Genomic DNA, 25,476 nt, shown 5'->3' with positions numbered 1-25,476 from the left:
CTACGACCGCACCGGCGCCCCGCTGGCCAACAGCGTCGAGGCCCGGTACGTCTTCGCCGACCCGACCCGGGTCAAGGACCGCGCGGCGACCGCCCGGGCGCTGTCGCCCCTGCTCGGCCTGCCGGCCTCCGAGTTGGCCGAGCGGATGAAGCCGCGCACCCTGGAGAACGGGATCGCCTCCCAGTTCGAGTACCTGGCCCGTGGCGTCGACATCCCCACCGCCAAGAAGATCGTGGCGCTCGACCTGTTCGGCATCGGCGTGCACCGCGACGAGCGTCGCGAGGTGCCCGGCGGCGACCTGGCCGCCAACCTGATTGGCTTCACCAGCCAGGACATGGTCGGCCTGGAGGGGCTGGAGGCCCGCTACGACGAGCTGCTGCGTGGCGAGAACGGCCGCCGGGTGTACGAGGCCGGCCAGGGCGACCTGGACGCCCCGATCCCGGGCGGCTACAGCAGCACCACCGCGCCCAAGCCGGGCAGCTCCCTGACCCTGACCATCGACCGGGACATCCAGTTCAAGGCGCAGCAGGTGCTCAAGGGGCAGATGGCCAAGGTGCAGGGCAGCGTCGGCGTGGCCGTCGTCATGGACGTGCCCACCGGCGAGGTGCTGGCCCAGGCCAGTCACCCCACCTACAACGCCGCGAAGCCGGAGGAGAGCGAGCCGACCGACCGGGAGGACGCGGCCACCAGCTTCGTGGTCGACCCCGGCTCGATCCACAAGGCGATCACCTTCGGCGCGGCGTTGCAGGAGGGCGTCGTCACCCCGGACACGGCGCTGCCGATCGCCGACTCCATCGTCAGGGGCGACACCACCTTCCGCGACACCCACCCGGCGAACGGGCGGCGGATGAGCCTGGCCGGGATGCTCGCGTACTCGTCGAACGTCGGCACGATCGAGATCGCCGACAAGCTCGGCCCGGACCGGCTGATCGACTACCAGAAGCGCTTCGGGCTCGGCCAACCCACCGGCGAGGGCATGCCCGGAGAGGCCAGCGGCCGGCTGCTGCCCGCGCAGGCGTGGAGCGGTTCGTCGTACGGGTCGGTGCCGATCGGGCACAGCGTCGACGCCACGCCGCTGCAGATGGCCGCCGCGTACGCCGCGATCGCCAACAACGGCACGTACGTCCAGCCGCATTTGATCAAAGAGGTGATCAGCGGCCGGGACGGCAGCCGCACCCCGGGCAAGGCACCGGTCACCCGGTCGGTGCTCAGCCCGCAGCACGCGGCGGCGCTGCGGACCATGCTGGAGGCGGTCACCACCGTCGAGGGGGCCACCGGGCTCGCCGCGGCGGTGCCCGGCTACCGGGTGGCCGGCAAGACCGGCACCGGCCTCCGCTACGCCAACGGCAAGCAGCAGCCCGGCGAGGTCGGCTCGTTCATCGGGATGGCCCCGGCGGACAATCCGCGCTTCGTGGTGGCGGTCTTCGTGTGGAGCCCCGGCGGCGGGGGCGGGGCGGTCGCCGCGCCGGCCTTCCGCGACATCATGGGCTACACGCTCAGCCGCAACCGGGTTCCCCCGTCCGGCACGCCGGCGCCCAAGTTCGAGGTCTTTCCGCGCTGACCAGGCGCGGCGGGACATCATCGGTTGGTGGGGACGAACCACCGGGGCGGCTGTACGGTCGGAACCGGACGACCGGGTAGGGTCTGACGCCGTGCCCGGCAATCCACGCCCCCGTACCGTGACCGGACTCCGGCTCGGCGAACTCGCCGACCGGCTCGCCGTCGAGGCCCCCGGAGGAGCCGCTGACTTTTTTTGTGACCGGGGTGACCCACGCCAGCCAGGAGGTCCGCCCCGGCGACCTGTACGCCGCGCTGCCCGGCGCCCGCCGCCACGGCGCGGAGTTCGCCGCCGCCGCGTTTCGCCGCCGGCGCGGTGGCCCGCCCTCACCGACCCGGCCGGCGCGCCGGGCGGTGGCCCCGGGCGGGGCTGCCGGCGCTGGTGGCCGCCGACCCCCCGTGGCGGGGTTCGGCGCCCTCGCCTCCCGCCGTCTACGGCGACCTCACCGCGGGCTGACTGTCATCGGGATCACCGGTACGGCCGGGAAGACCTCGGGGTCCACTCTCGTCGAGTCGGGGCTGCGCGCCGCCGGCCACGTCACCGGCCTGACGGAACGGCGGAGACCCGGCTGGGCGACCTGGTGGTCTACGCGAGCGGACCACCCCGGAGGCCACCGACCTGCACGCCATGCTCGCCGCCGCCCGGGAGCGTGGGGTCACCGCGCTGGTCATGGAGGTCTCCAGCCACGCCCTGGCCATGGGCCGGGTCGGCGGGGTGCGGTTCACCGTCGGCGGGTACACCAACTTCGGCTCCGACCACCTGGACTTCCACGCCGACTCGGCGGACTACTTCGCCGCGAAGGCGCAGCTGTTCGACGGGCGCTGCGCCGTCGAGGTGCTCAACCACGACGACCCGGCGCTGCGCCCCTTGTTCACCCCCGCCACGGTCAGCTACTCGGCCGCCGGCGACCCGACGGCCACCTGGTACGCCACCGACGTCGACGGCGAGGGGTACGCGCAGCGGTTCACCGCGCACGGCCCCGGCGGGCTGACCGTGCCGGCCGGGGTGGCGCTGCCCGGGCGGCACAACGTCGCCAACGCCCTGCTGGCCATCGCCGCGCTGGTCGGCGCGGGCGTGGACGCGCCCACCGCCGCCGCCGGGGTGGCCGCCTGCGGCGGGGTGCCCGGCCGGCTGGAGCTGGTTTCGGCGGCCGGCCCGGTGCGCGGGGTGGTCGACTACGCGCACAAGACCGACGCCATCGTGGCGGCCCTGGCCGCGCTGCGTGAACTCAGCGCCGGGCGGTTGATCTGCGTCATCGGCGCCGGCGGCGACCGGGACCGCGGCAAGCGGCCGGAGATGGGCGCCGCCGCCGCCCGGGGCGCCGACGTGGTGCTGGTGACCGACGACAACCCGCGTACCGAGGAGCCGGCGGCGATCCGGGCGGAGGTGCTGGTTGGGGCGTACGCGGCGGCCACGCCGGCCCGGATCGTCGAGGTGGGTGGCCGGCGCGCGGCGATCGACGAGGCGGTCCGGCTGGCCGCCCCGGGGGATGTGATCGCCGTGCTCGGCAAGGGGCACGAGCGCGGGCAGGAGGTGGGCGGCGAGGTGTTGCCGTTCGACGACCGGACGGAGCTGGCCGACGCGCTGCGTGCCCGCTTCGGGGACCTGGCGGGCCGGCGATGATCCCGCTGACGCTGGCCGAGGTGGCCGAGGCGGTCGGCGGCCGGCTGGTCGCCGCCGACCCCGCGGCCCTGGTGACCGGCCCGGTGGAGTTCGACTCGCGCAAGGCCGGTGCGGGCGGGCTGTTCGTCGCGTTCCCCGGCGAGAAGGTGGACGGTCACGACTACGCCGCCGCGGCCGTGGCCGGCGGCGCGGTGGCGGTGCTCGGCACCCGCGAGGTGCCCGGGGTGCCGATGGTGCTCGTCGGCGACGCCCTCGACGCCATGGGCCGGCTGGCCCGCGCGGTCGTGGACCGGCTGCCCGCGCTGACCGTGATCGGGCTGACCGGCTCGTCGGGCAAGACCACCACCAAGGACCTGATCGCCCAGCTCACCGTGCGGCTCGGCCCGACGGTGGCCCCGCCGGGGTCGTTCAACAACGAGCTGGGGCACCCGTGGACGGCGTTGCAGGCCGACCAGGACACCCGCTTCCTGGTGCTGGAGAAGGGCGCCCGGGGGGTGGGGCACGTGCGCTACCTGTGCGAGGTGGTGCCGCCGCGCATCTCGGTGGTGCTCAACGTCGGCGTGGCGCACCTCGGCGAGTTCGGCTCGGTGGAGAACATCGCGCTGGCCAAGGGGGAACTGGTCGAGTCGCTGCCCGCCGACGGGCTGGCCGTGCTCAACGCCGACGACCCCTTGGTCGACGTGATGGCGGCACGGACCGCCGCCCGGGTGGTGCGCTACGGCGAGGCGGCGCACGCCGACGTCCGGGCCGTGGACGTGACCCTGGACGGGCGGGGCCGCGCCGCGTACACCCTGGTGACGCCGGAGGGGAGCGCGGCCGTGCGGCTCGGGCTGACCGGCCGGCACCAGGTGTCGAACTCGCTGGCCGCCGCGGCGGTGGCCCGGGAGCTGGGGATGCCGCTGGCGGAGCTGGCCGCCGCGCTGGGCGAGCTGGGCCTGGTCTCCACCCGTCGGATGGACGTCTTCGAGCGCCCCGACGGCGTGACGGTGATCGACGACTCGTACAACGCGAACCCGGCGTCCACGGCGGTGGCGCTGCGGGCGCTCGCCGGGATGCGCGGCGCGGGGCGCGCGGTCGCGGTGCTCGGCTACATGGCCGAGCTGGGGGAGTACGAACGACAGGGGCACCTGGAGGTCGGCCGGCTCGCGGCCGAGCTGGGTGTGGACCGGCTGCTCGTGGTGGGCGAGCCGGCGGCGCCGATCCACGAGGGCGCGACAGCGGTAGAGGACTGGGGAGGAGAGTCGGTGCTGCTCACCGATCAGGCGGCGGCCGTCGAGGTGCTGCGGAGCGAACTACGGCCGGGCGACGTGGTCCTGGTGAAGGGCTCCCGGTACCGCACCTGGGAGGTGGCCGACGCGCTGCGCGTCGAGGCCACGGGCGGGGGAGCCGCCGCATGAGGGCGGTGATCGTCGCCATCGGGGTGGCCTTCCTCGTCTCACTGTTCTGCACCCCGATCGCGATCAGGGTGTTCACCCGGCTCAAGGCCGGCCAGCCGATCCGGGCCGAGGGCCCGGCCATGCACCAGGGCAAGAAGGGCACGCCGACGATGGGCGGCGTGGTCTTCATCCTGGCCACGGTCATCGCGTACGTCGCCGGGCACCTCGCCCTGACCACCCTGCCGGATGCCCAGATCGCCCAGGTCGAGCCGACGATCACCGCGCTGGTGCTGCTGGGCCTGATGGTGTTCTCCGGCGCGGTCGGCTTCATCGACGACTTCCTGAAGGTCCGCAAGCGACACAGCGGCGGCCTCAACAAGCGGGGCAAGCTGGCGGGCCAGATCCTGGTCGGCGCGGCCTTCGGCGTCGTCGCGCTGTACTTCCCGAGCAGCATGACCGACGCCAGTGGCGCGGCGACCAACACCGAGACCGTCGGCGCCACCACGCTGAGCTTCATCCGGGACATTCCCGCGCTGGACGTCTCCAAGATCGGCGCGGTGGTCATCTTCATCTTCGTGGTGATGGCGGCGACCAACGGCGTGAACCTCACCGACGGCCTGGACGGCCTGGCCACCGGCGCGTCGGTGATGGTCCTCGCCGCGTACGCGCTGATCGCGTTCTGGCAGTACCGGCACTGGTGCGCCGACCCGTCGTACACGGCGAATCCGGACAACTACTGCTACACGGTGCGGGACCCGCTGGAGATCGCGCTGATCGCCGGGGCGGCGGCCGGGGCCTGCGTGGGCTTCCTGTGGTGGAACACCTCGCCGGCCCGGATCTTCATGGGCGACACCGGCGCACTCGGCCTGGGCGGCCTGATCGCCGGTATGGCGATGTCCACCCGGACGATCCTGCTGCTGCCGATCATCGGCGGGCTGTTCGTGATCATCACGATGTCGGTGGTCATCCAGATCATCTCGTTCCGCACCACGGGCAAGCGGGTGTTCCGGATGTCGCCGCTCCAGCACCACTTCGAGCTCGCCGGATGGAGCGAGGTCAACATCGTGGTCCGGTTCTGGATCATCGCGGGGATCGGCGTGGCCATCGCGCTCGGCCTGTTCTACAGCGATTTCCTCGCCGCGATGGGCTGAGCCGCCACCTCCCGCCCCGCCCTACTTCTGCCCGGCGACACGCCGACCACGGCGTTCGGCGGGAACGGAGCGCTCACATTCGCCATGATGGGCGGGTGGGGGAGGACCGAGGCAGCGGCACGACGGCGGACACACAGCCCCGGCGGGCGGCGGGGGGTGCGAAGAGCGCTGACCCCCCGCCGGCGCCGGCGTTCGGCCTGGACGCCGCCGGCGGGCTGGCCGCGCTGCGCGGCCTGCTGGCCCGGCCGCTCGCCTCGTACTACCTGCTGATCTCCAGCGCCGGCCTGCTGTTGGTCATCGGCCTGACCATGGTCTTCTCGGCCACCAGCGTGAAGAACTACGCCGAGGAGGGCAACGCCTTCGCCGACGCCACCCAGCAGGCGATCTTCGCGGTGATCGGGGTGGTGGCATTCTGGGTGTGCCAGCGGCTGCCGGCCAGTACCTACCGGTCGGTGGCCGGGCCCGCGCTCGGGATCGCCGTGGCGCTGCTGCTGGTGCTCAACCTGCTGCTGGCGCTGAACTCGTTCTTCGGGGTGAAGCGGGTCGGGCCGCTGGAGGCAGAGCTGCTGTGGCTGTTCGTCGGCGGCATCCAGCTCCAGCCGTCCGAGCTGGCGAAGTTCGCGCTGGTGCTGTGGGGGGCCGACGTGCTGGCCCGCAAGGGCGCCCGGCTCGGCTGGTGGAAGGAACTGGCCACCCCGCTGTTCCCCGTGGTCGCGCTGCTGTTCGTGCTGGTCGGCTACAACGACGTCGGCACGATGCTCTGCCTGTTGGCCCTCGTCGTCGGCCTGCTCTGGGCGGCCGGGGTGCGGACCAAGGTGTTCGCCGTGCTGTCGGTGATCGGGCTGGTCGGCATCGGGCTGCTCGTCGCCGCCGCCTCGCTGGGCGCGGGCTCGGGGGCGAAGGGCGAGGAGAACTACCGGCTGGCCCGGCTCACCATCTTCTTCAACCCGCCCGAACCCAAGGAGTGCTTCGAGACCTGGTGCTACCAGCTCGTCCAGGGCCGCAACGCCATCGAGCACGGCGGCTGGTTCGGCGTCGGGCTGGGCAAGAGCAGCCTCAAGTTCGGCTGGCTGCCCGAGGCGCACAACGACTTCATCTTCGCCGTGCTCGCCGAGGAGCTGGGCGTGGTCGGCTGCGTGGTGCTGATCACCCTGTTCGCGGTGCTCGGCTACACCGGGCTGCGGATCGCCCGGCGGGTGGAGGACCCGTTCCGCCGGCTCGCCGCGGCCGGGGCCACCACCTGGCTGGTCGGCCAGGCGATCATCAACATCGGCGGGGTCATCGGCCTGATGCCGATGACCGGCGTGCCGCTGCCGTTCATCTCCGACGGCGGAAGTGCCCTGGTGGTGACCATGGCGGCGGTTGGGATGCTCGCCTCGTTCGCCCGCTGCGAACCCGACGCGGCCCGAGCCCTGCACGCCCGTCCGCCCGCCCGATGGGTCCGACTACTCTGGGCCCCGTTGCCGCCGCTTCCCGGCCGGCGTCGTCGTCCGGCGCCGCCACCGGCGGACCGTGGGTCCGTACCCCGGTCGCGGGCGCGGCGCGAGGACGACCAGGCCGCATCCCGCGGTGCCCGGCCGGACCGGGCCCGGGGCGGCGCGGCGAGCGAGAGGAGACGCTGATGGGTCCGCTGCGTTCGGTGGTGCTCTGTGGAGGGGGCACGGGTGGCCACATCTACCCGCTGCTCGCCTTCGCCGACTGCCTTCGCCGACACGACCCGGGCGTCCGGATCACCTGCCTCGGCACACCGAAGGGCCTGGAGAACGAGCTGATCCCGCCGGCCGGCTACGACCTGCGGCAGATCCCCGCCTACCAGCTGCCCCGGTCGGTGAACATGAGCCTGGTCCGCACTCCGGACCGGATGTGGAAGGCGGCCCGCGCGGCGGGCAAGGTGATCGACGAGGTGCGCGCCGACGTGGTCGTCGGCTTCGGCGGGTACGTATCGGTGCCCGGCTACCTGGCCGCCTGGCGGCGCGAGCTGCCGATCGTCATCCACGAGGTGAACGTGCCGCCGGGGGTGGCCAACCGGCTCGGGATGAAGTTCACGCGCAACGTCGCGGTGGGCTTCCCGCACCAGCCCACCCAGGCGGAGGCGCTGCGCGACGCCCGGGTGGTCGGCGTGCCGCTGCGCCGGGGCATCGCCGGGCTGGACCGGGCTGCCAACGCCGCCGCCGCCCGCGCCCACTTCGGACTCCGCCCGGACCTGCCGGTGCTCTTCGTCGCCGGCGGCTCGCAGGGTGCCCGCTCGATCAACCTCGCCGTGGCCGGCGCGGCGAAGGAACTGGCCCGCAACGGCGTGCAGGTGCTGCACGTGATGGGCGCCCGCAACGAGCCGGTGCCGGTCCCCACCGACCTGCCGGTGCCGTACGTGACACTGCCGTACCTGTCCCAGATGGAGATCGGCTACGCCGCCGCCGACCTGATGCTCGGCCGGGGCGGGGCGATGACCTGCGCCGAGGTGGCCGCGATCGGGCTGCCCACCATCTACGTGCCGTACCCGCACAGCAACCAGGAGCAGAAGCGCAACGCGCTGCCCGTGGTGGAGGCCGGCGGCGGGCTGCTCGTGGACGACGCCGAGCTGACCCCGGCCTGGGTGGAGCGCACCGTCATCCCGCTGATCCGCGACCCGCACCGGCTCGCGGCGATGGGCGCCGCCGCGGCGGCGTACGGGCGGCGCGACGGCGACGAGGCGCTGCTGAACTTCGTCTACGAGGCGGTGGCCCGGTGAGCGGGCCGGCCGTCGCGATCGGAAGGTGCCCGTCATGAACACCGCGCAGTTCACCCCGGCCGGCACGCTGACCGCCGAGGACCTGGGCCGGATCCACCTGATCGGGGTCGGCGGTGTCGGCATGAGCGGGCTGGCCCGGCTCTTCCTCACCCGGGGCCTGCCGGTCTCCGGCAGCGAGCTGCGGGAGTGGCCGTCGCTGGCCGGGATGCGGGCGCTGGGCGGGACCATCCACATGACCCACGAGGCGGCCAACCTCGACGGTGTCGACACCGTCGTCTACTCCTCGGCGATCCCGCAGGACCACCTGGAGCTGGTGGAGGCGCGCCGGCGCGGGCTGCGGGTGCTGCACCGCTCCGAGGCCCTGGCGGCGGCGATGACCGGCCGGCTCACGGTGGCGATCGCCGGCACCCACGGCAAGACCACCACCACCTCGATGGTGACGATGGTGCTGCAGCAGGCCGGCGCCGATCCGTCCTTCGTGATCGGCGGGGAGATCTCCGAGGTCGGCTCGGGGGCGCACCACGGCACGGGCGAGCACTTCGTGGTCGAGGCGGACGAGAGCGACCGCTCGTTTCTCATCTACCGCCCGTACCTCTCGTTGATCACCAACATCGAGGCCGACCACCTCAACACGTACGGCGACCTGGCCACGCTGGAGGCGGCGTTCGCCGAGTTCGCCCGGCTCACCGACAGGCGCGGGTTCATCGTCACCTGCGCCGACGACCCGGGCGGACGGCGGCTGGCGCAGACGCTGCGCGCCGAGGGACGGCGGGTGCACACGTACGGCGAGGCTGCCGACGCCGACCTGCGGCTGAGCGAGATCGTCTCCTCCGCGCAGGGGGTGCGCTACCTCGCCGAGATCGACGGGCGCTCGCTGGGCGAGTTCCGGCTGCCGGTGCCGGGGCGGCACATGGGGCTCAACAGCGCGTCGGCGGTGCTCACCGCGTACCTGCTGGGGTTGCCCGTCGAGGCCGCGGAGGCCGCGCTGGCGGCGTTCCCCGGGGTGCGGCGGCGTTTCGAGCGCAAGGGCGTCGCCGACGGGGTGCTGGTCTACGACGAGTACGCCTACCACCCCACCTCGATGACGCTGGCGTTGCAGACGCTGCGCGAGGTGGCCGGCGACGGGCGGCTGATCGTGGTGTTCCAGCCGTACCGGCTCTACCGCACCCGTGACTTGCAGGCGGAGATCGCGGCGGCCCTCGGCATCGCCGACGAGCTGGTGCTGCTGGAGGTCTTCGGCCCCGGCGAGGTGCGTCAGCCCGGAGAGGGCTCGGCCGCGCTGGTCGAGGCGGTGCCGCTGCCGGCCGACCGGAAGGTCTTCGTGGGCTCCTGGGACGACGTGCCGGTCGAGGTGGCCCGCCGGGCCCGCCCGGGCGACGTGGTGGTGACCATGGGCGCGCCGCCGATCTCGCTGATGGGCGACGAGCTGCTGGCGGCCCTGGCGGCCCGTGCCGGTAACGCCGCCGGCGGCTCGGCGGCCACCGCCGGATGAGCCCCGGTCCGGCGCGCGGTCGTACCGCCGGCGCGGACCCGGGCGGGGGCCGGCGTGGGCCGGTGCGGCGCTGGCAGCTGGTGCGGGCCGGCACGGACGCCGTGCCGCCGTCGACCCGGCGGTTCATGGCCCGGGCCCGGCGGCGCCGGATGCGCGCGGCGCTGCCCTGGGCGGTGACCGTCGGGGTGTTGGCCCTGGCCGCGCTGGTGGCCTGGACGGTGCTCGGCACCGGGCTGCTCGGCGTGCGCGAGGTCCGGGTGGAGGGCGCAGAGCTGGTCACCTCGGTGGAGGTCCGCGAGGCCGCCGCGGTGCCGGACGACGAGCCGCTCGCGCGGGTCGACCTGGCCGCCGTCGCCCGGCGGATCGGCGCCCTTCCCCCGGTGGAGCGGGCGACGGTCACCCGGGACTGGCCGGGCACCCTGGTGGTGCGGGTGGTGGAGCGCACGCCGGTGGCGGCGGTGCCGCAGGGCGAACGGTTCGCCGTGGTCGACCGCTCCGGGGTGGTCTTCCAGTCGTCGCCCCGGCAGCCCGACGGCCTGCCGGTGGTGCGGGTCGTCCGGCCGGGCCCGGCGGATCCGGGAACCCGGGCCGGGCTGGAGGTGCTGGGCGCGTTGACCCCCGAGCTGCGCGGCGAGTTGGTGGAGGTCAGCGTCGAGGGATTGGCCCGGATCAGCCTGCGGCTGCGCGGTGACCGGACCGTCGTCTGGGGGGATGCCACCCGGGGCGCGGACAAGGCGCGGGTGGCCACGGTCCTGCTCGGTCGCAAGGCCGACACGATCGACGTGAGCGCGCCGGACGTGGTCACCTTCAGGTGACCCGCCGGTCAGCGGTCCGTGCGTGGTGGCCCGGCCGGTGGCCCGGAAGTGAGGTGTGGCCCTCTCCGGCGGCGACACGCCGGGCGGGTCCTTGGCTCCGGGCGTGAGGCCGCTTACGTTGCCCCGAAGAGGATCAGTAGTTGACATAACAGTAAGCCTCTAGTAGAGGGTGAGGGTTCACCTCTCGGCCTCGCGGGGGCGCAGCCGTGTCGGCGCTGGTCTGGCCAAGCCGTGTGGGGTCGGCCCATGCCAATCTCGAAGGGAAAGGACCGGAGATGACACCTCCGCACAACTACCTGGCGGTCATCAAGGTCGTCGGCATCGGGGGTGGCGGCGTCAACGCCGTCAACCGGATGATCGAGGTTGGGCTCAAGGGCGTCGAGTTCATCGCGATCAACACCGACGCGCAGGCGCTGCTGATGAGCGACGCCGACGTCAAGCTGGACGTGGGGCGCGAGCTGACCCGGGGGCTCGGTGCGGGCGCCAACCCGGACGTCGGCAAGAACGCCGCCGAGGACCACCGCGACGAGATCGAGGAGGTGCTCAAGGGCGCCGACATGGTCTTCGTGACCTGCGGCGAGGGCGGCGGCACCGGCACCGGCGGCGCGCCGGTGGTGGCGAACATCGCCCGTAAGCTCGGCGCGCTGACCATCGGCGTGGTCACCCGCCCGTTCTCGTTCGAGGGCAAGCGCCGCCAGGTGCAGGCCGAGGCGGGGATAGACGAGCTGCGCAACCAGTGCGACACGCTGATCGTCATCCCCAACGACCGGCTGCTGGCGCTCGGCGACCGCAACATCAGCATGATGGACGCGTTCCGCACGGCAGACCAGGTGCTTCTCTCCGGTGTCCAGGGCATCACCGACCTGATCACCACTCCGGGTCTGATCAACCTGGACTTCGCCGACGTCAAGAGCGTGATGAGCGGCGCGGGCAGCGCGCTCATGGGCATCGGCAGCGCCCGGGGCGAGAACCGCGCGGTCGAGGCGGCGGAGGCGGCCATCTCCAGCCCGCTGCTGGAGCAGAGCATGGACGGCGCGCGCGGCGTGCTGCTCTCCATCGCCGGCGGCTCGGACCTCGGCCTGTTCGAGATCAACGACGCGGCCCAGCTGGTCACGGACGCGGCCCACCCGGACGCCAACATCATCTTCGGCGCGGTCATCGACGACGCCCTCGGCGACGAGGTGCGGGTCACCGTGATCGCCGCCGGGTTCGACAGCGGGACGCCGGCGTACAAGCCCGAGCCGAGCCGCAAGAGCAACCAGAACCAGCCGGCCCAGCCCACCACGCCGGTGCCGCCCCCGACCACGATGCCGGCACCGTCCCAGTCGCCGCGCCGGGTGCTCTTCGACGACGTGGACGTGCCGGACTTCCTCAAGAACGGATCCTGACCGCCGGAGATGACCGACGTGAACCCGACGGTGCGCCCTGACCCGGGGCACCCCGACCGCCGGGCCGAGCTGGCGGTCGGGCTGGCCCGGGTCCGGGCCCGCATCGCCGACGCCTGCGCGGCCGTAGGGCGGGACCGTACCGAGGTCACCATGATCGCGGTGACCAAGACGTACCCGGCCTCCGACGTGCTGGCCCTGGCCAGTCTCGGCGTGGTCGACATGGGGGAGAACCGCGACCAGGAGGCCGCCGGCAAGGCCGCCGAGGTGGCCGCCGCCGGGGCGACGCCCCGCTGGCACTTCATCGGGCAGTTGCAGCGCAACAAGTGCCGGTCGGTGGTCCGCTACGCCGACGTCGTCCAGTCGGTCGACAGCGTCCGGCTGGCTCGGGCGCTCGACGCCGCGGCCCTGACGAACCGGGACCGCCCGGTCGACGTGTTTGTCCAGGTCAGCGTCGACGCCGACCCCGCCCGGGGTGGGGCGCTGCCGGGCTCGGTCGACCCGGACGCCGGGCTCGGCCCGGTGGCCGAGGCGGTGGCCGGCGCGGCGGGGCTGCGGCTGGCCGGGCTGATGGCGGTGGCCCCGCTGGGCTGGGAGCCGGAGCGGGCGTTCGCCCGGCTCGCCGAGGTGGCGCGAACGTTCCGCACGGCCCATCCGGAGGCGGTCGCGCTCTCCGCCGGCATGAGCGGGGACCTGGAAATCGCGATCGAGTACGGCGCGACACATGTCCGCGTCGGCAGCGCGTTGCTCGGAATGCGTTCCAGGCTGCGGTAGCCTCTCCGCGAGAGAAGCAAATTACATCAGTGTTGTTTCAGGAGCGGCGTCCCTTCGTCAGGGGGCGCGGTCCGCGACCGCGAATCGTGGGCCGGGGATTGCCGTTCCGGTCCGGTGGGCAGTTGTCCACTCGCGAGAAGCGACACGGCACGGGGGCGCGTGCCGCACGGCGGACGGAAGGGCGCGGGATGGGTGCACTGCGCAAGGCGGGGGTCTGGCTCGGTCTGGTCGAGGAGGACGACGAGCGAGCGTACGACGACGGTGGCTACGACAAGGGTGGCTACCGCGAGTCGTCGCGCTACCGGCAGGGCCGGTACGCCGAGGAGTTCACCGACGACGATGACGACGACGCCGACGAGTCGCCGGCACCCCGGCCCCGGGCCGGTGAGCGGGGCCGGCTGACCGAGCGCTCCGCCACCCGCCCGTTGGACTCCGACCGGGACCGGTTGGACTCCGACCGGCCGGAGCGCGGCGAGCGGGTCGAGCGCGCCGACCGCTCCAGCGTCCGGTCGATCACCCGCAGCTCCGGCGCGGACGGCTCCGGGGCGCTGACCTACCACACCCGGGACAACCTCGCCCTGGCCCCGCAGGCCCAGCCGAGGGAGCGGGTGGCCCCGGTCGAGGAGGAGCAGCGGTACCAGATCACCACGCTGCATCCCACCACCTACCGGGAGGCCCGCACGATCGGGGAGCACTTCCGCGACGGCGTCCCGGTGATCATCAACCTCACCGAGATGGACGAGTCCGATGCCCGCCGGTTGGTCGACTTCGCTGCCGGGCTGGCCTTCGGGCTGCGCGGTACGATCGAGCGCGTGACCAACCGGGTGTTCCTGCTCTCACCGGCCAACGTCCAGGTCACCGCAGAGGACAAGGCCAAGATCGCTGAGGGTGGGTTTTTCAGCCTGAGTTAGCCCCGCCCGACCGAGGGACGTCGCCTGCTGTGTTGTCGATCGTGCTGCAAGTGCTGTACCTGATTCTGTATGTCTTCCTGATCATTCTTCTGGCCCGGTTTGTCCTCAGCGCGGTCCTCGCCTATGGGCGTCGCTGGCAGCCCGGCCGGGGGGCGACGGTGGGGCTGGAATCCGTGTGGAGCGTCACTGATCCGCCTCTTAAGGCGTTGAGGCGTGTGATCCCTCCGCTGCGAATTGGTACCGTGAGCATCGACCTGGCCTCCCTTGTGCTCCTGGTTATCCTGTTCGTGCTGATGGAGTTCGTGTTGAAGCGGCTGATCCTCGGGTGATGAAGACCCGCAGGTCCAGCCCGCTACGCGGCCGCAACTGACCCGAGGAGTTTCGATGCCGCTGACCCCGGCCGACGTCCACAACGTCGCCTTCAAAAAGCCGCCGATCGGCAAGCGGGGGTACGACGAGGAGGAGGTCGACGCCTTCCTGGACGAGGTCGAGCGCGAGCTTGCCCGTCTGATCGAGGAGAACAACGAGCTGCGCGCCCAGGTGGAGCGTGGCGGTCGCGGCGGTGCCCCCGCCGGCCCGGGCGGCGACGCCCGGCTCGCCGCCGAGCTGAACGACGTCAAGGCCCAGCTCGACCGGGTGCAGCGCGACAAGGCTGCGGCCGAGCAGGCCGCCCGCGCGATGCAGGCCGAGCTGGAGCAGGTCCGTGCCCAGGGCGGCCCGGCCGTGGCCGGCGACGGCGAGCAGCAGGCGCTGCGGGTGCTGATGATGGCCCAGCGCACCGCCGACGACCACGTCTCCGACGCCCGTCGCGAGGCCGACCAGCTGCTCTCCGAGGCCCGTTCCAAGGCCGAGGAGGTCACCCGCGAGGCGCGGGCGAAGGCCGACGCCCTGGAGCGCGACGCCCGCCAGCGGCACCAGGAGGCCATGGGCGGCCTGGACGCCAAGCGCACCGCGTTGCAGAAGCACATCGAGGAGCTCAAGCAGTTCGAGCGGGAGTACCGCACCCGGCTCAAGGCGTACCTGGAGAGCCAGCTGCGCGACCTCGACGGTCGTGGTCAGGGCCTGGAGGCCGAGATGGCCCGGTCCGAGGGCGGCCGGGCCGTCGGGGGCAGCAACGGCCTCGCGGCCGCAGGCCTTGCCGGTTCGTATGGTGGCGGGCGCTCCGGCGCGCTGGAGTCCGGCCGCTGATCCTCGGGTACGGCGGCCGTCGTGGGGACGGCCACCGACCGTGCCAGCTGAATCCGACGCGGCGGGGGTGAGCCGTGATAGTCGCTAGCCTGCTGCTCATCCTCGTCGCCGTCGTGCTTCTGGTGGTCGGCCTCGCCGGTGGCTCCAGCGTGCTGCTGGCCGCTTCCATCGCGGCCAGCCTGCTGGCCGCCATCGCGTTGGTGGTGGGTGCCCGCCAGGCGGCCGCCAGCCGGGCGGCAGCCGCCCGGGTCGACCCCGACGCGACCGAGGAACGCCGGCCTCCGGCCGGCCGCGCCCGGCGGGTCGGGGCCAACTTCCCGGCCGGGCCGGACATCCCGGTCCAGCGCGCCTCTGCCCCGATCGACGCCGACGACACCGGGTGGCGGCAACCGCCCGGGTCGCCGGTCGCCGGGGCGAATCCGGACGGGGCTGCGGCGGGTAAGGCCGCAGTGCCCGCGGACGAGCCGCCCGCGCTGCGGGTGTCGCCGGCCGACGCGGCGCTGGTCGCCGAGCTCGACGCCGAGGTCCAGGTGGTGGACGGCAGGCCCCGTTACCACCTGGCCGACTGTGCCCACCTCTACGGCCGGGAGCCCGAGCCGCTGCCGGTGGCCGAGGCGGTGCGGCTGGGCTTCACCCCGTGCGCCCGCTGCGCGCCAGACGATGCCCTCCTCGCCGACGCCCGGCCGCGCTGACTCCCGATGGACGACACGCTCACCGTCGCCGTGCGGGTCAAGCCGGGTGCCGCCAGGGCCCGCGTCGGTGGCCGACACGACGGCCCGCACGGGCCGGCCCTGGTGATCGCCGTGAACGCCCCGCCGGTCGACGGCCGGGCCACCGAGGCGGCCCGCCGGGCCCTCGCCGACGCGCTCGGCATCCGGCCGGCGGCCGTCGCCCTGCGTGCCGGCGCGGCGAGCCGGGACAAGCTCTTCCTCGTCGAGCGCCCGACGCCCGGGCTGGCGGAGGCGCTGCGCCGGCTGCGCGACGGAACCGGCCCGTGATGGCTGGCCGCCCCGGGCCGGCATGACCCCCGGGTTCGATCTCGCGTTGCTGCTCGGCGCCGGCGTGCTGCTGGTGGCGGTGGGCGCGGTCCGTTTCTCCAGCCGCCTCGGCGTGCCCAGCCTTTTGGTCTACCTGGCCCTCGGGGTGGCGATCGGCGAGTCCGGGCTGGGCATCCGGTTCGACGACGTCGAGCTGACCCGTACCCTCGGCTTCTGCGCCCTGATCGTGATCATCGCCGAGGGCGGGCTGACCGCCCGGTGGAGCACCCTGCGCCCGGTGCTCGGCGTGGCCACGGCGCTGTCCACCGTCGGGGTGGTGGTGAGCATCCTGGTGGTCGGCCTGGTGGTCCATCTGCTGCTCGGGCTGGACTGGCGGCTGGCGATGCTCTACGGCGCGGTGCTCTCGTCCACCGACGCCGCCGCGGTCTTCGCGACCCTGCGCCGGCTGCGCCTGCCGCCCCGGCTGGTCGCCACCCTCGAGGCCGAGTCGGGGATGAACGACGCCCCGGCGGTGCTGCTGGTGGTCCTGCTGTCCCGCTCGGCCACCGAGGCCGGCCACCCGTGGTGGTACGAGGTGCTGCTGCTCGGCTACGAGCTGGGTGTGGGCGCCGCCGTCGGGGTGGGTGCGGGGCTGGCCGGCCGGGCGGCGCTGCGCCGGGCGGCACTGCCCTCGGCGGGGCTGTACCCGATCGCGGTGGTCGGCTTCACCGTGCTCGCGTACGCCGCCGGGGCGGTGCTGCACGCGTCGGGCTTCCTCGCCGTGTACGTGGCGGGGGTGCTGCTGGGCAACGCCCGGCTGCCGCACCGGCAGGCCATCCTCGGCTTCGCCGACGGGCTGGCCTGGCTGGCCCAGATCGGACTGTTCGTGCTGCTCGGGCTGCTGGTCTCGCCGGGCCGGTTGGAGGCGGCGGTGCTGCCGGCGGTCGTCGCGGGGCTGGCGCTGCTGCTGCTCGCCCGCCCGCTGTCGGTCGCGGTGTCGGCCACCCCGTTCCGCATCGGCCCGCGCGAGCAAGCGTTCCTGTCCTGGGCGGGGCTGCGCGGGGCGGTGCCGATCGTGCTGGCGACCATCCCGCTGTCGCAGCGGGTGCCGGGGGCGGAGCAGCTCTTCGACGCGGTCTTCGTGCTGGTGGTGATCTTCACGGTGCTCCAGGCGGGCACGCTCGCCCCGGCCGCGCGCCGGCTGCGGGTGACCGCGCCCGCCGAGCCGGCGGAGATCCGGGTGGAGACCGCGCCGCTGGAACGGATGCGGGCCGACCTGCTCCAGTTGGAGGTGCCCCCGGGCTCGCGACTGGGCGGGGTGCACGTGGACGAGCTGCGGCTGCCGGCGGGCGCATCGGTGACGCTGGTGCTGCGCGACGGGGCGGGCTTCGTGCCCGGCCCGAACACCCGGCTGAAGGCGGGCGACAGCCTGCTGATCGTGGCCACCGCCGGGGTGCGGGACGCGGCCGAGCGGCGGCTGCGGGCGGTCAGCCGCCGGGGCCGCCTGGCCCGATGGTTTGGCGAGTACGGCGACGACCGCGAAGACTGATCTGCTAGCGTTCCTTTTGCCCATCTATGGGCTTATCGAGGCGGAATGGCGGTACGGCGGTGCGGCACGTTGTCGGACGCCTGTACGTTCCGTATTCTTGCCAACCTCCGGAGTGCGCGGCGGTCCTCGCCGCGCGCCCGTTTTGTTACCTGGGGGCGCCAGGCCGGTGCCCCCTGTCCAGAGGCCGCGGCATGCCGCGGTCCCGTGGCGCGAGGGAGTGACGATGGTGAAGCCAGCCGACACCAGGACCGCCGGGCGCAAGCCGGTGGCCAGGACCACCCGCAGCGCGGCGGAGACCGAGAAGATCCGGGCCGCGCTGGCGGCCCGTCGCGACGAGTTGAGCGCCGAGTACGATCAGACGCTGAGCGAGATCACCGAGCTGCAGCGCGACCGGCTGACCGACTCGGCCGGGGACGATCAGGCCGACACCGGGACCAAGACGCTCGAGCGGGAGCAGGAGATCTCACTCGCCAACAGCATCCGGGAACGGATCACGCAGGTCGAGCGGGCCCTGGAGCGGCTCGACGAGGGCGGCTACGGCTGGTGCGAGAAGTGCGGCGATCCGATCCCGGTGGAGCGGCTCGCCGCCTTCCCGTCGGCGACGCTCTGCGTGAAGTGCAAGCAGCTGGAGGAGCGGCGCTGACCTCGCTCCCCGGCCGATCAGGACGGTGAGCGATCACCGCCGAGAGCGTCGATGGGGAGCAGATGACGGCTACACCGCCCGCCGGATCCGAGACCGGCACCGCCGAGCCAGGCGGGGGCAGGCCCCGACGCCGGGCGATCGTGATCCTCGCCAGCGTCGGCCTGGTCGCCTTCCTGGCCGACCTGCTCATCAAGCACCTGGCGCTCCAGGCGCTCAGTGACCGGGAGCCGGTGAAGCTGCTCGGGGGCGCGGTCTACCTCAGCCTCACCCGCAACAGCGGTGCGGCGTGGAGCATCGGCAGCGACCACACCTGGATCTTCCCGCTGATCACCATGGCGGTGATCGGCTGGATCGGGTGGATGGCGCTGCGGCTGCGTTCGGTGCCGTGGGGGGTTTCGCTCGGCCTGGTGCTCGGCGGGGCGCTGGGCAACCTGGCCGACCGGATCTTCCGCGCCCCGGGCCACTTCGTGGGCCACGTGGTCGACATGATCAGCCTCTTCGACCCGTACGGGCAGGTGTGGCCGGTGTTCAACCTGGCCGACAGCGCGCTGGTCTGTGGCGTCGTGCTGGCCGTGTTTCTGGAGCTGACCGGCCGGCAGCGCGACGGGTCCCGGCTCGGCCGGAAGCAGCCCGCCGCACAGGCCCCGGTCGAGCAGCGGGAGCGGGCGTGACGGCCGCCGGCGGCGACCACCGGTCCCTGCCCGTCCCCGACGGCCTGGACGGGATGCGGCTGGACCAGGCCGTGTCCCGCCTCTTCGGGCTCTCCCGCACCGCCGCCGCGAACCTGGTCGACGCCGGGGACGCCCTGGTCGACGGCGTCGCGCGGCCGAACTCGCACAAGGTCAAGACCGGCTCCTGGCTGGACGTGACGCTGCCCACGCCGGCCGCCCCGCCGACCATGGTGCCGCAGGCGGTGCCCGGCCTGACCGTCGTGTACGCCGACGACGACATCGTGGTGGTGGACAAACCGGTCGGCGTCGCCGCCCACCCCAGCCCCGGCTGGACCGGGCCGACGGTGATCGGCGGGCTGGCCGGGATCGGGCACCGCATCTCCACCAGCGGCGCGGCCGAGCGGCAGGGCGTGGTGCACCGGCTCGACGTGGGCACCACCGGGATCATGGTGGTGGCCAAGAGCGAGCAGGCGTACACCGCGCTGAAGCGGGCGTTCAAGTACCGCGAGGTGGAGAAGCGCTACCACGCCGTGGTGCAGGGGCACCCGGATCCGCTGCGCGGCACCATCGACGCCCCGATCGACCGGCACCCGCACCACGACTACCGCTGGGCGGTGGTCTCCGGCGGTAAGCCGAGCATCACCCACTACGACACCCTTGAGGCGTTCCCGTCGGCGAGCCTGCTCGACGTCCGGCTGGAAACCGGCCGCACCCACCAGATTCGGGTGCACTTCTCCTCGCTGCGCCACCCCTGCGTGGGCGATGTCACCTACGGCGCGGACCCGACCCTGTCGGCCCGGCTCGGCCTGGGCCGGCAGTGGCTGCACGCCCGGTCGTTGAGCTTCCTGCACCCGCGCACGGGCGACGAGGTGACCTTCGTCAGTGACTATCCCGACGACCTGGACCGGGCGCTGCGGATCCTCCGCGACTGACCCGGCGACCAGCCGAGACTCCTGACAGACGAGGAGGCCCGCGCGGTGCGCGCTGCCGAACCGCCGCAGTCCGACCGGCCGTCGCAGTCCGACCGGCCGCCGTTGGTCGAGCGTCCGTCGTTGGTCGAGCTTCCGGGGCCGGGCGTTCGGCCGGGGTCGGTCCGGCACCGGCCGCGCTGGCTCACCGTCGCCGCGCTGCTGTCGGTGGCGGCGGTGCTCGTCACGGCGGGATGGGCCGGCCGCCACGACCGGCCGGTGGGCGACCGCACGGTGGGCGAGGTCACCCGGGTCGGGGTGCTTCCCGGCGAGGCGATCCCCGGCTACCTGCGCGCCGCCGCGACCGAACTCGCGGCCCTGCCGGCGGGCGGCTCGCCGGCGGGCACCTACGCGCTGGTGTCTTTCGCGGACTACCTCGCACCGGGCCCGCTGGCCGACGCGCTCGCCGGCGTCGCGGTGGTGGAGGTGGTGGCGCGGGTGCCGCTGCCCGGCCGGCAGACCGAGATCGTCCGGCTGGCGGCCCAGCGGCTCCCGCAGGACGTGGTCGCGGGAATGGCCGGGGTGGCGGGGCGCAAGGACCGCGAGGCCGCCGACCAGCGGGCCCGGGCCGCCACCGCCGACGACGCCGCGCTGCGCCGGGCGTACGAGACCGGGGCGTGGGTCGCGGCGGGAGAGGCGGCGGCGTACCGCGCGGCGTGCGGCTGCGCCTACGCGGCCGTCGTGCGGGGCGTACCGGACGCGCTGCGCGCCCTGGCCGCCCGGCCCGCGGTCCGCGCGGTCGACCCGACCCCGGAACTGCGCCGGCTGGACCGGACGGTGGTGACCCCGCCGCTGCCCGAGCAGCGTGACGTGGCCCGCCCGCCGGCCGACGCCGGGCCGACTCCGCCGGTGGGCGAATCGTCGGAAGCGGCACCGAAGGCGATCGGATCCTCACCGAGAGTCGCCCCGGCGGTGCCCGGTGCGGTCCTATCCGCCGTCGCGACCTCCCCGGACGCGCCCGCGGACAGCCGAACGGCGGTGCAGAAGTGACAAAGACGAATCAGGATGTGCGCGGACCGGTGTGGTCCGAATAGGGTTTCGTTCGTAGCCTGTCAGGCGGAGACCGATGGCGCTGGGAGGGCGAGCCTTGGACGGCACGGAGACCAGCTGGGGTCGGCCGGCCGAACCAGCACCGCGGTGGCGGGCGCTGCTCGACCGGGCCCGGCTCGGCGGTCGCACCGCCGCGGAGCAGGACGAGGCCGACCGCCGCGCCGAGGAACCGCCGCACGTGGCGCCGGAGCCGCTGCCCCGGCGCGCGTCCGGCAACGGCTACGCCGGGCGGGTGCCGGCGATCGGCCCGGCCGGCGAGCAGCCGTACGGCGGGGAGCCCGGCTACCCGGCCGAACCGGCGCACGGCGGCTACCGGGCCGGGGCGAGTTACCGGGTGGACCCGGCCTACCGGATCGACCCGGCATACCAGCCGGAGCCGCCGGGGTACCAGGCCGAGTCGACCTACCCGGCCGGTCCGTCGGGTTACCAGGCCGAGCCGACCTACCAGGCCGAGCCCTCGTGGCGGGCCGATCCCGGGCACCTCGGCCCGGAGCCGCCGCGCCGCGCCGACCCGGTCCCGCCCGGCCGGTCCCGGTACTCGTTGCTCGACAACGGCGGGTACCGTCCCGAGCCCCCGCCGGCCGAGTCGCGGTACTCGTTGCTCGACAACGGCGGATATCGCCCCGAGCCGGCGTACCAGCCGCCCCCGGCGGAGCCGGTCTACCGGGCCGAGCCGGCGTATCAGCCTGTCGTCGAGCCGGCGTACCAGCCGCCGCCCGGGCCGCCGGCGCTGGCCGAGCGGGGCTACCCGGCCCGCATCGAGTGGCGGGCGCAGAGCGCCGAGAGCGACCTGGAACGCGCCGCCGGGGTGCTCCGCCGTGACCTGGGCACCCCCCGGGTGCTCGCCTTCGCCAACCCCAAGGGCGGGGTGCACAAGACCACGGCCACGGTGCTGGCCGCGGCCACCGTCGGCAGCGTGCGCGGCCGGGGCGTGCTCGCCTGGGACGACAACGAGCTGCGCGGCACCCTCGGGCTGCGCGCCGGCAGCGCCCGGCACGCCCGGACCATCCGGCACCTGATCCACGACCTCGCCCAGATCGAGATCCTGGAGGGTTCCAGCCTGTTGGGCAGCCTGGACGACTACCTGCGGCACGCCGCCGACGGCTCGTACGACGTGCTGGCCGGGGAGGAGAGCCCCCGCTTCGCCCAACGCCTGGACCAGTTCACCGTCAAGCGGGTGCTGGAGCTGCTGCGGCGCACCCACGACGTGGTCTGCGTGGACACCGGCAACAACGTGGAGAGCCCGAACTGGCGCACGGTGATGCAGGCCGCCGACCAGCTCGTGGTCACCACCGTGCCCCGGGAGGACGCCGCGTTCAGCGCCGACTGGATGCTCGACCTGCTGCACGAGGTCGGCATGGGCGAGCTGGCCGACAACGCCGTCACCCTGATCTCCTGCCCGACGCCGGGCCGTTCGCCGTTGCAGACCGACCTGGAGCGGCACTTCGCCACCCGCACCCGGGCGGTGACCGTGGTGCCGTACGACCCGGCGCTGGAGACCGGCTCCTCGATCGAGTACCACCAGCTCCAGCCGGAAACCCGGCAGGCGTGGCTGCGTGCGGCGTCGGTCATGCTGGAACCCTTCGCCCGCTGAGGCCCCCGCAGCGGCACCGACGCCCCGGGGGCGTACCCGGTCTGGAAGGATCATCGGGTGAGCCCGGACACCTCCGACGCCGACCGCCCCGTGCCTCGTCCCGACCCGCCGGCCGACCCGTCCGCCGACCTGCCCGCCGGGCCGGTCGCCAGCGGCGTGGCCCAGCCCGAGCGCCGCCCCGGCAGGGCGGCCGGCGTGGCGCTGGGCGCGGTGGTGGCGCTGACCGCGCTGGGCGTTCCGCTGGGGCTGCTCTGGGCGGCCGTCGCGCCCGACACCCAGGTGGTCAAGACCGCCGAGGGGGCCGTCTACGCCCAACCGCAGCCGGAGCAGCCGATCGCCGCGGACGGCTGGTTCAGCCTGCTCGGGCTCGGTTTCGGGGTGCTCGCCGCGTTGGCCCTGTGGGTGTTGCTGAGGCGGCGGCGCGGCCCGATCGGGCTGCTCGCCGGGACGGTCGGCGGCCTCGGCGCGGCGCTGGTGGCCTGGCAGGTCGGCCGGCGGGTCGGCCTGTCGACGTACGAGCGGCTGCTGGCGGGCGCCCCGGACGGGCAGGCGTTCACCAAACCCGCCGACCTGCGCGCCGGGGGCCTGCACCGGTTCCTCGACGTGCTGCCCCTGCCGTACGGCAACCTGCTGCTGCCGGCGTTCGGCGTGGCCGTGACGTACACCCTGCTGGCCGGCTGGTCGCGCTGGCCGTCGCTGCGCCCGGAGCCCGAGCCCGACCTGTCCTGGGTCCTCAACGCCCCGCCGGCCGCAGGCCCGCCCACCGCCGCCGCGCCCACCGGACCCGACGCCGGGCCGGGGCTCAGTTCGGGGCCGGTGGGCTCGCCAACTCCGACAGCGGCACCGGAACCGCCCGCACCTGGCGCAGCAGAGCCACCTCGCGGTTGAGCAGCCGCAGCTCGGCGCGGAGCCGGGCGGCGGTGTCGTCGACCGCGAGCAGCCGCTGCCGGTCGTCGACGGTCAGCATGGCGGTCGCGGCGACCAGGTGGGAGAGCACGGTCGGGTCCTCCGGTAGCTGCTCGGAGATGTCCTCCGGCCCGGGGCGGATCAGCCCGAGGTACTGCCGGAAGACCGAGATCACCCGGGCCGCCAGCAGGTCGGCGCCCTCGTCGGGGCCGTCCGGCTCGGGTAGCCACTCCACCTCGGCCGTCAGGTACGGCTCGGCGCCCACGTCGAGGTCGGCGATGCGGAACCGCCGCCGCCCAACGGTGACGATGTCGTACCCGCCGTCGGACAGCTCGGTCACCTGCCGCAGCTCGGCGGTGCAGCCGACCTCGTGCAGCGTGACGTCCCCGACGCTGGGAACGGGCCGCCCCGGGGCCCCGGGGGCGACCTCCCAGCCGGCCCGGATGGCCACCACGCCGAACTCGCGGGGCGCACCCTCGGGCAGGCCCACCAGGTGGCGAACCAGGGCCCGGTAGCGCTCCTCGAAGATGTGCAGCGGCAGCACCAGGCCGGGGAAGAGCACCGTCCCGAGGGGGAAAACCGGCAACCGTGCATCACGGGACCGAGCCTAGCCCGACCGCGCCGCCCGGGCGCGGCCCGTCCCCGCCCGGCGGGACCCTTCCGGCCCACTCGCCGGCCGGCGTGGCTCGGCTCACCGTCCCGGGGTGCGGGCGGCGCGGGCCCACGGCCGGCCCGGCCGCCTAGACTCGCAGGCGTGTTGAATCGGATCGACCTGCGCGGCGGCGTCCGTGACCCCCGCCGCCTGCTGCCCCGTGCCCAGCTCGACGTCTCCGTGGCCGTCGAGCGGATCCGCCCGCTCGTGGAGGCGGTCCGCGAGCATGGGTACCCGGCGATCCGCGAGGCGAGCGAACGGTTCGACGGGGTCTCGCCGGAGCGGCTGCGGGTGCCGGTCGAGGCGATCGCCGAGGCCGAGGGGACGCTCGACCCGCAGGTCCGCGCGGCCCTGCTGGAGTCGATCAGCCGGGCCCGGCGGGTGCACGCCGACCAGCGGCGCGTCGACCACACCACCCAGGTGGTGCCCGGCGGCACCGTCACCGAGCGGTGGGTGCCGGTGGACCGGGTCGGCCTGTACGTCCCCGGCGGTCTGGCGATGTACCCGTCGACCGTGGTGATGAACGTGGTCCCCGCCCAGGCGGCCGGTGTCCGGTCGCTGGTCGTGGCCAGCCCGCCGCAGCAGGAGAACGACGGCCTGCCGGATGCGCGGGTCCTCGCGGCCTGCGCGCTGCTCGGCGTCGACGAGGTGTACGCCGTCGGCGGCGCCCAGGCGGTGGCGATGCTCGCCTACGGCTCGACGGTCGATCCGGCCGGCGAACAGCACTGCGACCCCGTCGACATGATCACGGGGCCGGGCAACATCTGGGTCACCGCCGCGAAGCGGCTGCTGCGCGGCGTGGTGGGCATCGATGCCGAGGCCGGCCCCACCGAGATCGCGATCCTCGCCGACGACACCGCCGATCCGGCGCACGTCGCCGCCGACCTGATCAGCCAGGCCGAGCACGACCCCCTCGCGGCCAGCGTCCTGGTCACCTGCTCGATCGCGCTGGCCGACGCGGTCGAGGCCGAGCTGGGCCGGCAGGTCCCGGCGACCAAGCACGCCGACCGGGTCACCACCGCGCTGACCGGCGAGCAGAGCGGCGTGGTGCTGGTGGACGACCTGGAGGCCGGCCTGCGGGTGGTCGACGCGTACGCCGCCGAGCACCTGGAGATCCACACCGAGAACGCCCGCGAGTGGGCGCTGCGGGTACGCAACGCCGGGGCGATCTTCGTCGGCGCGTGGTCGCCGGTGTCGCTCGGCGACTACTGCGCCGGCTCCAACCACGTGCTGCCCACCGGCGGCTGCGCCCGGCACTCCTCCGGCCTGTCCGTGCAGTCCTTCCTGCGCGGCATCCACCTGGTGGAGTACACGCGGGACGCGCTGCGGGAGGTGGCCCCGCACGTGGTCACCCTGGCCGGCGTCGAGGACCTGCCGGCGCACGGCCAGGCGGTCAGCGTGCGCTTCCCGGGGGAGGCGTCGTGAGCGGGCGCAGCGAGCGAACCACCGGGCTCGGACCCTCCCG

At 74.2% G+C, this 25,476-nt stretch carries 23 protein-coding genes and 1 pseudogene; 23 read left to right on the top strand and 1 reads right to left on the bottom strand.

Features of this window, described 5'->3' with window-relative positions; all coding sequences use genetic code 11:
• The 22 genes and pseudogenes from MCAG_RS06470 to MCAG_RS06365 all read left to right on the top strand — a co-directional run.
• Positions 1-1,561 (top strand): penicillin-binding protein 2 (locus tag MCAG_RS06470; protein ID WP_036372582.1); only part of this gene is annotated, 1,561 nt, incomplete at its 5' end.
• A 118-nt stretch (positions 1,562-1,679) separates the two neighbouring features.
• Positions 1,680-3,181: pseudogene (locus tag MCAG_RS06465) on the top strand (UDP-N-acetylmuramoyl-L-alanyl-D-glutamate--2,6-diaminopimelate ligase).
• Positions 3,178-4,578, top strand: coding sequence for a UDP-N-acetylmuramoyl-tripeptide--D-alanyl-D-alanine ligase (gene murF, locus MCAG_RS06460; protein WP_007072166.1), 1,401 nt, complete (start codon positions 3,178-3,180; stop codon positions 4,576-4,578). The pseudogene MCAG_RS06465 and the gene murF overlap by 4 nt, the downstream one beginning before the upstream one ends.
• On the top strand, positions 4,575-5,708 hold the full coding sequence (gene mraY, locus MCAG_RS06455; protein WP_036372580.1) for a phospho-N-acetylmuramoyl-pentapeptide-transferase: 1,134 nt from the start codon (positions 4,575-4,577) through the stop codon (positions 5,706-5,708). Before murF ends, mraY begins: the two co-directional genes overlap by 4 nt.
• Before the next feature lie 215 nt (positions 5,709-5,923).
• Positions 5,924-7,330 carry an FtsW/RodA/SpoVE family cell cycle protein gene (locus tag MCAG_RS06450; RefSeq protein ID WP_232290353.1) on the top strand — a complete coding sequence of 469 codons (1,407 nt, stop codon included), beginning with the start codon at positions 5,924-5,926 and terminating at the stop codon, positions 7,328-7,330.
• Positions 7,330-8,436, top strand: coding sequence for an undecaprenyldiphospho-muramoylpentapeptide beta-N-acetylglucosaminyltransferase (gene murG, locus MCAG_RS06445; protein WP_007072163.1), 1,107 nt, complete (start codon positions 7,330-7,332; stop codon positions 8,434-8,436). Before MCAG_RS06450 ends, murG begins: the two co-directional genes overlap by 1 nt.
• 34 nt (positions 8,437-8,470) lie before the next feature.
• Positions 8,471-9,928 (top strand): UDP-N-acetylmuramate--L-alanine ligase, encoded by a 1,458-nt coding sequence (gene murC / locus MCAG_RS06440; protein WP_036372573.1) that lies wholly within the window; start codon positions 8,471-8,473, stop codon positions 9,926-9,928.
• Positions 9,925-10,743 (top strand): cell division protein FtsQ/DivIB, encoded by an 819-nt coding sequence (locus MCAG_RS06435; protein WP_007072161.1) that lies wholly within the window; start codon positions 9,925-9,927, stop codon positions 10,741-10,743. Before murC ends, MCAG_RS06435 begins: the two co-directional genes overlap by 4 nt.
• A gap of 275 nt (positions 10,744-11,018) precedes the next feature.
• On the top strand, positions 11,019-12,131 hold the full coding sequence (gene ftsZ, locus MCAG_RS06430) for a cell division protein FtsZ (RefSeq protein WP_036372570.1): 1,113 nt from the start codon (positions 11,019-11,021) through the stop codon (positions 12,129-12,131).
• Positions 12,132-12,140: 9 nt separating this feature from the next.
• The gene (locus MCAG_RS06425) at positions 12,141-12,902 is read left to right on the top strand and encodes a YggS family pyridoxal phosphate-dependent enzyme (protein WP_050777886.1); all 762 of its coding nucleotides are present in this window, start codon (positions 12,141-12,143) and stop codon (positions 12,900-12,902) included.
• Between the two features lie 188 nt (positions 12,903-13,090).
• Positions 13,091-13,813: a cell division protein SepF gene (locus MCAG_RS06420; RefSeq protein ID WP_007072158.1), complete on the top strand. Its 723-nt coding sequence runs from the start codon at positions 13,091-13,093 to the stop codon at positions 13,811-13,813.
• Between the two features lie 29 nt (positions 13,814-13,842).
• Positions 13,843-14,142, top strand: coding sequence for a YggT family protein (locus tag MCAG_RS06415; RefSeq protein ID WP_007072157.1), 300 nt, complete (start codon positions 13,843-13,845; stop codon positions 14,140-14,142).
• A 55-nt stretch (positions 14,143-14,197) separates the two neighbouring features.
• Positions 14,198-15,001: a DivIVA domain-containing protein gene (locus MCAG_RS06410; RefSeq protein WP_036372568.1), complete on the top strand. Its 804-nt coding sequence runs from the start codon at positions 14,198-14,200 to the stop codon at positions 14,999-15,001.
• A gap of 74 nt (positions 15,002-15,075) precedes the next feature.
• A complete protein-coding gene (locus MCAG_RS06405; RefSeq protein WP_007072155.1) occupies positions 15,076-15,693 on the top strand; it encodes a hypothetical protein in 618 nt (205 codons plus the stop codon).
• 6 nt (positions 15,694-15,699) lie between these two features.
• Complete coding sequence (locus MCAG_RS06400) at positions 15,700-15,999, top strand: DUF167 domain-containing protein (RefSeq protein ID WP_007072154.1); 300 nt, start codon at positions 15,700-15,702, stop codon at positions 15,997-15,999.
• Positions 16,000-16,021: 22 nt separating this feature from the next.
• Positions 16,022-17,527: a potassium/proton antiporter gene (locus MCAG_RS06395; protein WP_036372567.1), complete on the top strand. Its 1,506-nt coding sequence runs from the start codon at positions 16,022-16,024 to the stop codon at positions 17,525-17,527.
• A 223-nt stretch (positions 17,528-17,750) separates the two neighbouring features.
• Positions 17,751-18,170, top strand: a complete 420-nt coding sequence (locus MCAG_RS06390; protein ID WP_007072152.1) for a TraR/DksA family transcriptional regulator — start codon at positions 17,751-17,753, stop codon at positions 18,168-18,170.
• Positions 18,171-18,232: 62 nt separating this feature from the next.
• Positions 18,233-18,841 carry a signal peptidase II gene (gene lspA, locus MCAG_RS06385; RefSeq protein WP_007072151.1) on the top strand — a complete coding sequence of 203 codons (609 nt, stop codon included), beginning with the start codon at positions 18,233-18,235 and terminating at the stop codon, positions 18,839-18,841.
• A gap of 53 nt (positions 18,842-18,894) precedes the next feature.
• Positions 18,895-19,773 carry an RluA family pseudouridine synthase gene (locus MCAG_RS06380; protein ID WP_232290352.1) on the top strand — a complete coding sequence of 293 codons (879 nt, stop codon included), beginning with the start codon at positions 18,895-18,897 and terminating at the stop codon, positions 19,771-19,773.
• A gap of 45 nt (positions 19,774-19,818) precedes the next feature.
• Positions 19,819-20,799 (top strand): hypothetical protein, encoded by a 981-nt coding sequence (locus tag MCAG_RS06375; RefSeq protein WP_007072149.1) that lies wholly within the window; start codon positions 19,819-19,821, stop codon positions 20,797-20,799.
• A gap of 76 nt (positions 20,800-20,875) precedes the next feature.
• Positions 20,876-22,453: an AAA family ATPase gene (locus MCAG_RS06370; RefSeq protein WP_007072148.1), complete on the top strand. Its 1,578-nt coding sequence runs from the start codon at positions 20,876-20,878 to the stop codon at positions 22,451-22,453.
• Positions 22,454-22,510: 57 nt separating this feature from the next.
• Positions 22,511-23,341 (top strand): DUF2567 domain-containing protein, encoded by an 831-nt coding sequence (locus MCAG_RS06365; RefSeq protein WP_007072147.1) that lies wholly within the window; start codon positions 22,511-22,513, stop codon positions 23,339-23,341.
• On the opposite strand, the gene MCAG_RS06360 is transcribed toward MCAG_RS06365, so the two are convergent.
• Positions 23,256-23,945 carry an LON peptidase substrate-binding domain-containing protein gene (locus MCAG_RS06360; RefSeq protein WP_007072146.1) on the bottom strand — a complete coding sequence of 230 codons (690 nt, stop codon included), beginning with the start codon at positions 23,943-23,945 and terminating at the stop codon, positions 23,256-23,258. The genes MCAG_RS06365 and MCAG_RS06360 overlap by 86 nt on opposite strands.
• Positions 23,946-24,113: 168 nt before the next feature.
• On the opposite strand from MCAG_RS06360, the gene hisD reads away from it, so the two are divergent.
• Positions 24,114-25,436, top strand: coding sequence for a histidinol dehydrogenase (gene hisD, locus MCAG_RS06355; RefSeq protein ID WP_007072145.1), 1,323 nt, complete (start codon positions 24,114-24,116; stop codon positions 25,434-25,436).
• The last annotated feature ends 40 nt before the right edge of the window (positions 25,437-25,476 follow it).

Origin of the sequence: Micromonospora sp. ATCC 39149, from assembly GCF_000158815.1 — a bacterium.
GTDB lineage: Bacteria > Actinomycetota > Actinomycetes > Mycobacteriales > Micromonosporaceae > Micromonospora.
Note: the sequence above shows the minus strand (reverse complement) of the source record. Positions and strands in the feature narration are given on the sequence as shown.

Excerpts from the sequence above, each read along its gene's own strand:
- murF (WP_007072166.1), top strand. The coding sequence starts at position 3,178 with ATGATCCCGCTGACGCTGGCCGAGGTGGCCGAGGCGGTCGGCGGCCGG.
- mraY (WP_036372580.1), top strand. The coding sequence starts at position 4,575 with ATGAGGGCGGTGATCGTCGCCATCGGGGTGGCCTTCCTCGTCTCACTG.
- murG (WP_007072163.1), top strand. The coding sequence starts at position 7,330 with ATGGGTCCGCTGCGTTCGGTGGTGCTCTGTGGAGGGGGCACGGGTGGC.
- murC (WP_036372573.1), top strand. The coding sequence starts at position 8,471 with ATGAACACCGCGCAGTTCACCCCGGCCGGCACGCTGACCGCCGAGGAC.
- MCAG_RS06435 (WP_007072161.1), top strand. The coding sequence starts at position 9,925 with ATGAGCCCCGGTCCGGCGCGCGGTCGTACCGCCGGCGCGGACCCGGGC.
- ftsZ (WP_036372570.1), top strand. The coding sequence starts at position 11,019 with ATGACACCTCCGCACAACTACCTGGCGGTCATCAAGGTCGTCGGCATC.
- MCAG_RS06425 (WP_050777886.1), top strand. The coding sequence starts at position 12,141 with ATGACCGACGTGAACCCGACGGTGCGCCCTGACCCGGGGCACCCCGAC.
- MCAG_RS06420 (WP_007072158.1), top strand. The coding sequence starts at position 13,091 with ATGGGTGCACTGCGCAAGGCGGGGGTCTGGCTCGGTCTGGTCGAGGAG.
- MCAG_RS06410 (WP_036372568.1), top strand. The coding sequence starts at position 14,198 with ATGCCGCTGACCCCGGCCGACGTCCACAACGTCGCCTTCAAAAAGCCG.
- MCAG_RS06400 (WP_007072154.1), top strand. The coding sequence starts at position 15,700 with ATGGACGACACGCTCACCGTCGCCGTGCGGGTCAAGCCGGGTGCCGCC.
- MCAG_RS06395 (WP_036372567.1), top strand. The coding sequence starts at position 16,022 with ATGACCCCCGGGTTCGATCTCGCGTTGCTGCTCGGCGCCGGCGTGCTG.
- MCAG_RS06390 (WP_007072152.1), top strand. The coding sequence starts at position 17,751 with ATGGTGAAGCCAGCCGACACCAGGACCGCCGGGCGCAAGCCGGTGGCC.
- lspA (WP_007072151.1), top strand. The coding sequence starts at position 18,233 with ATGACGGCTACACCGCCCGCCGGATCCGAGACCGGCACCGCCGAGCCA.
- MCAG_RS06380 (WP_232290352.1), top strand. The coding sequence starts at position 18,895 with ATGCGGCTGGACCAGGCCGTGTCCCGCCTCTTCGGGCTCTCCCGCACC.
- MCAG_RS06370 (WP_007072148.1), top strand. The coding sequence starts at position 20,876 with ATGGCGCTGGGAGGGCGAGCCTTGGACGGCACGGAGACCAGCTGGGGT.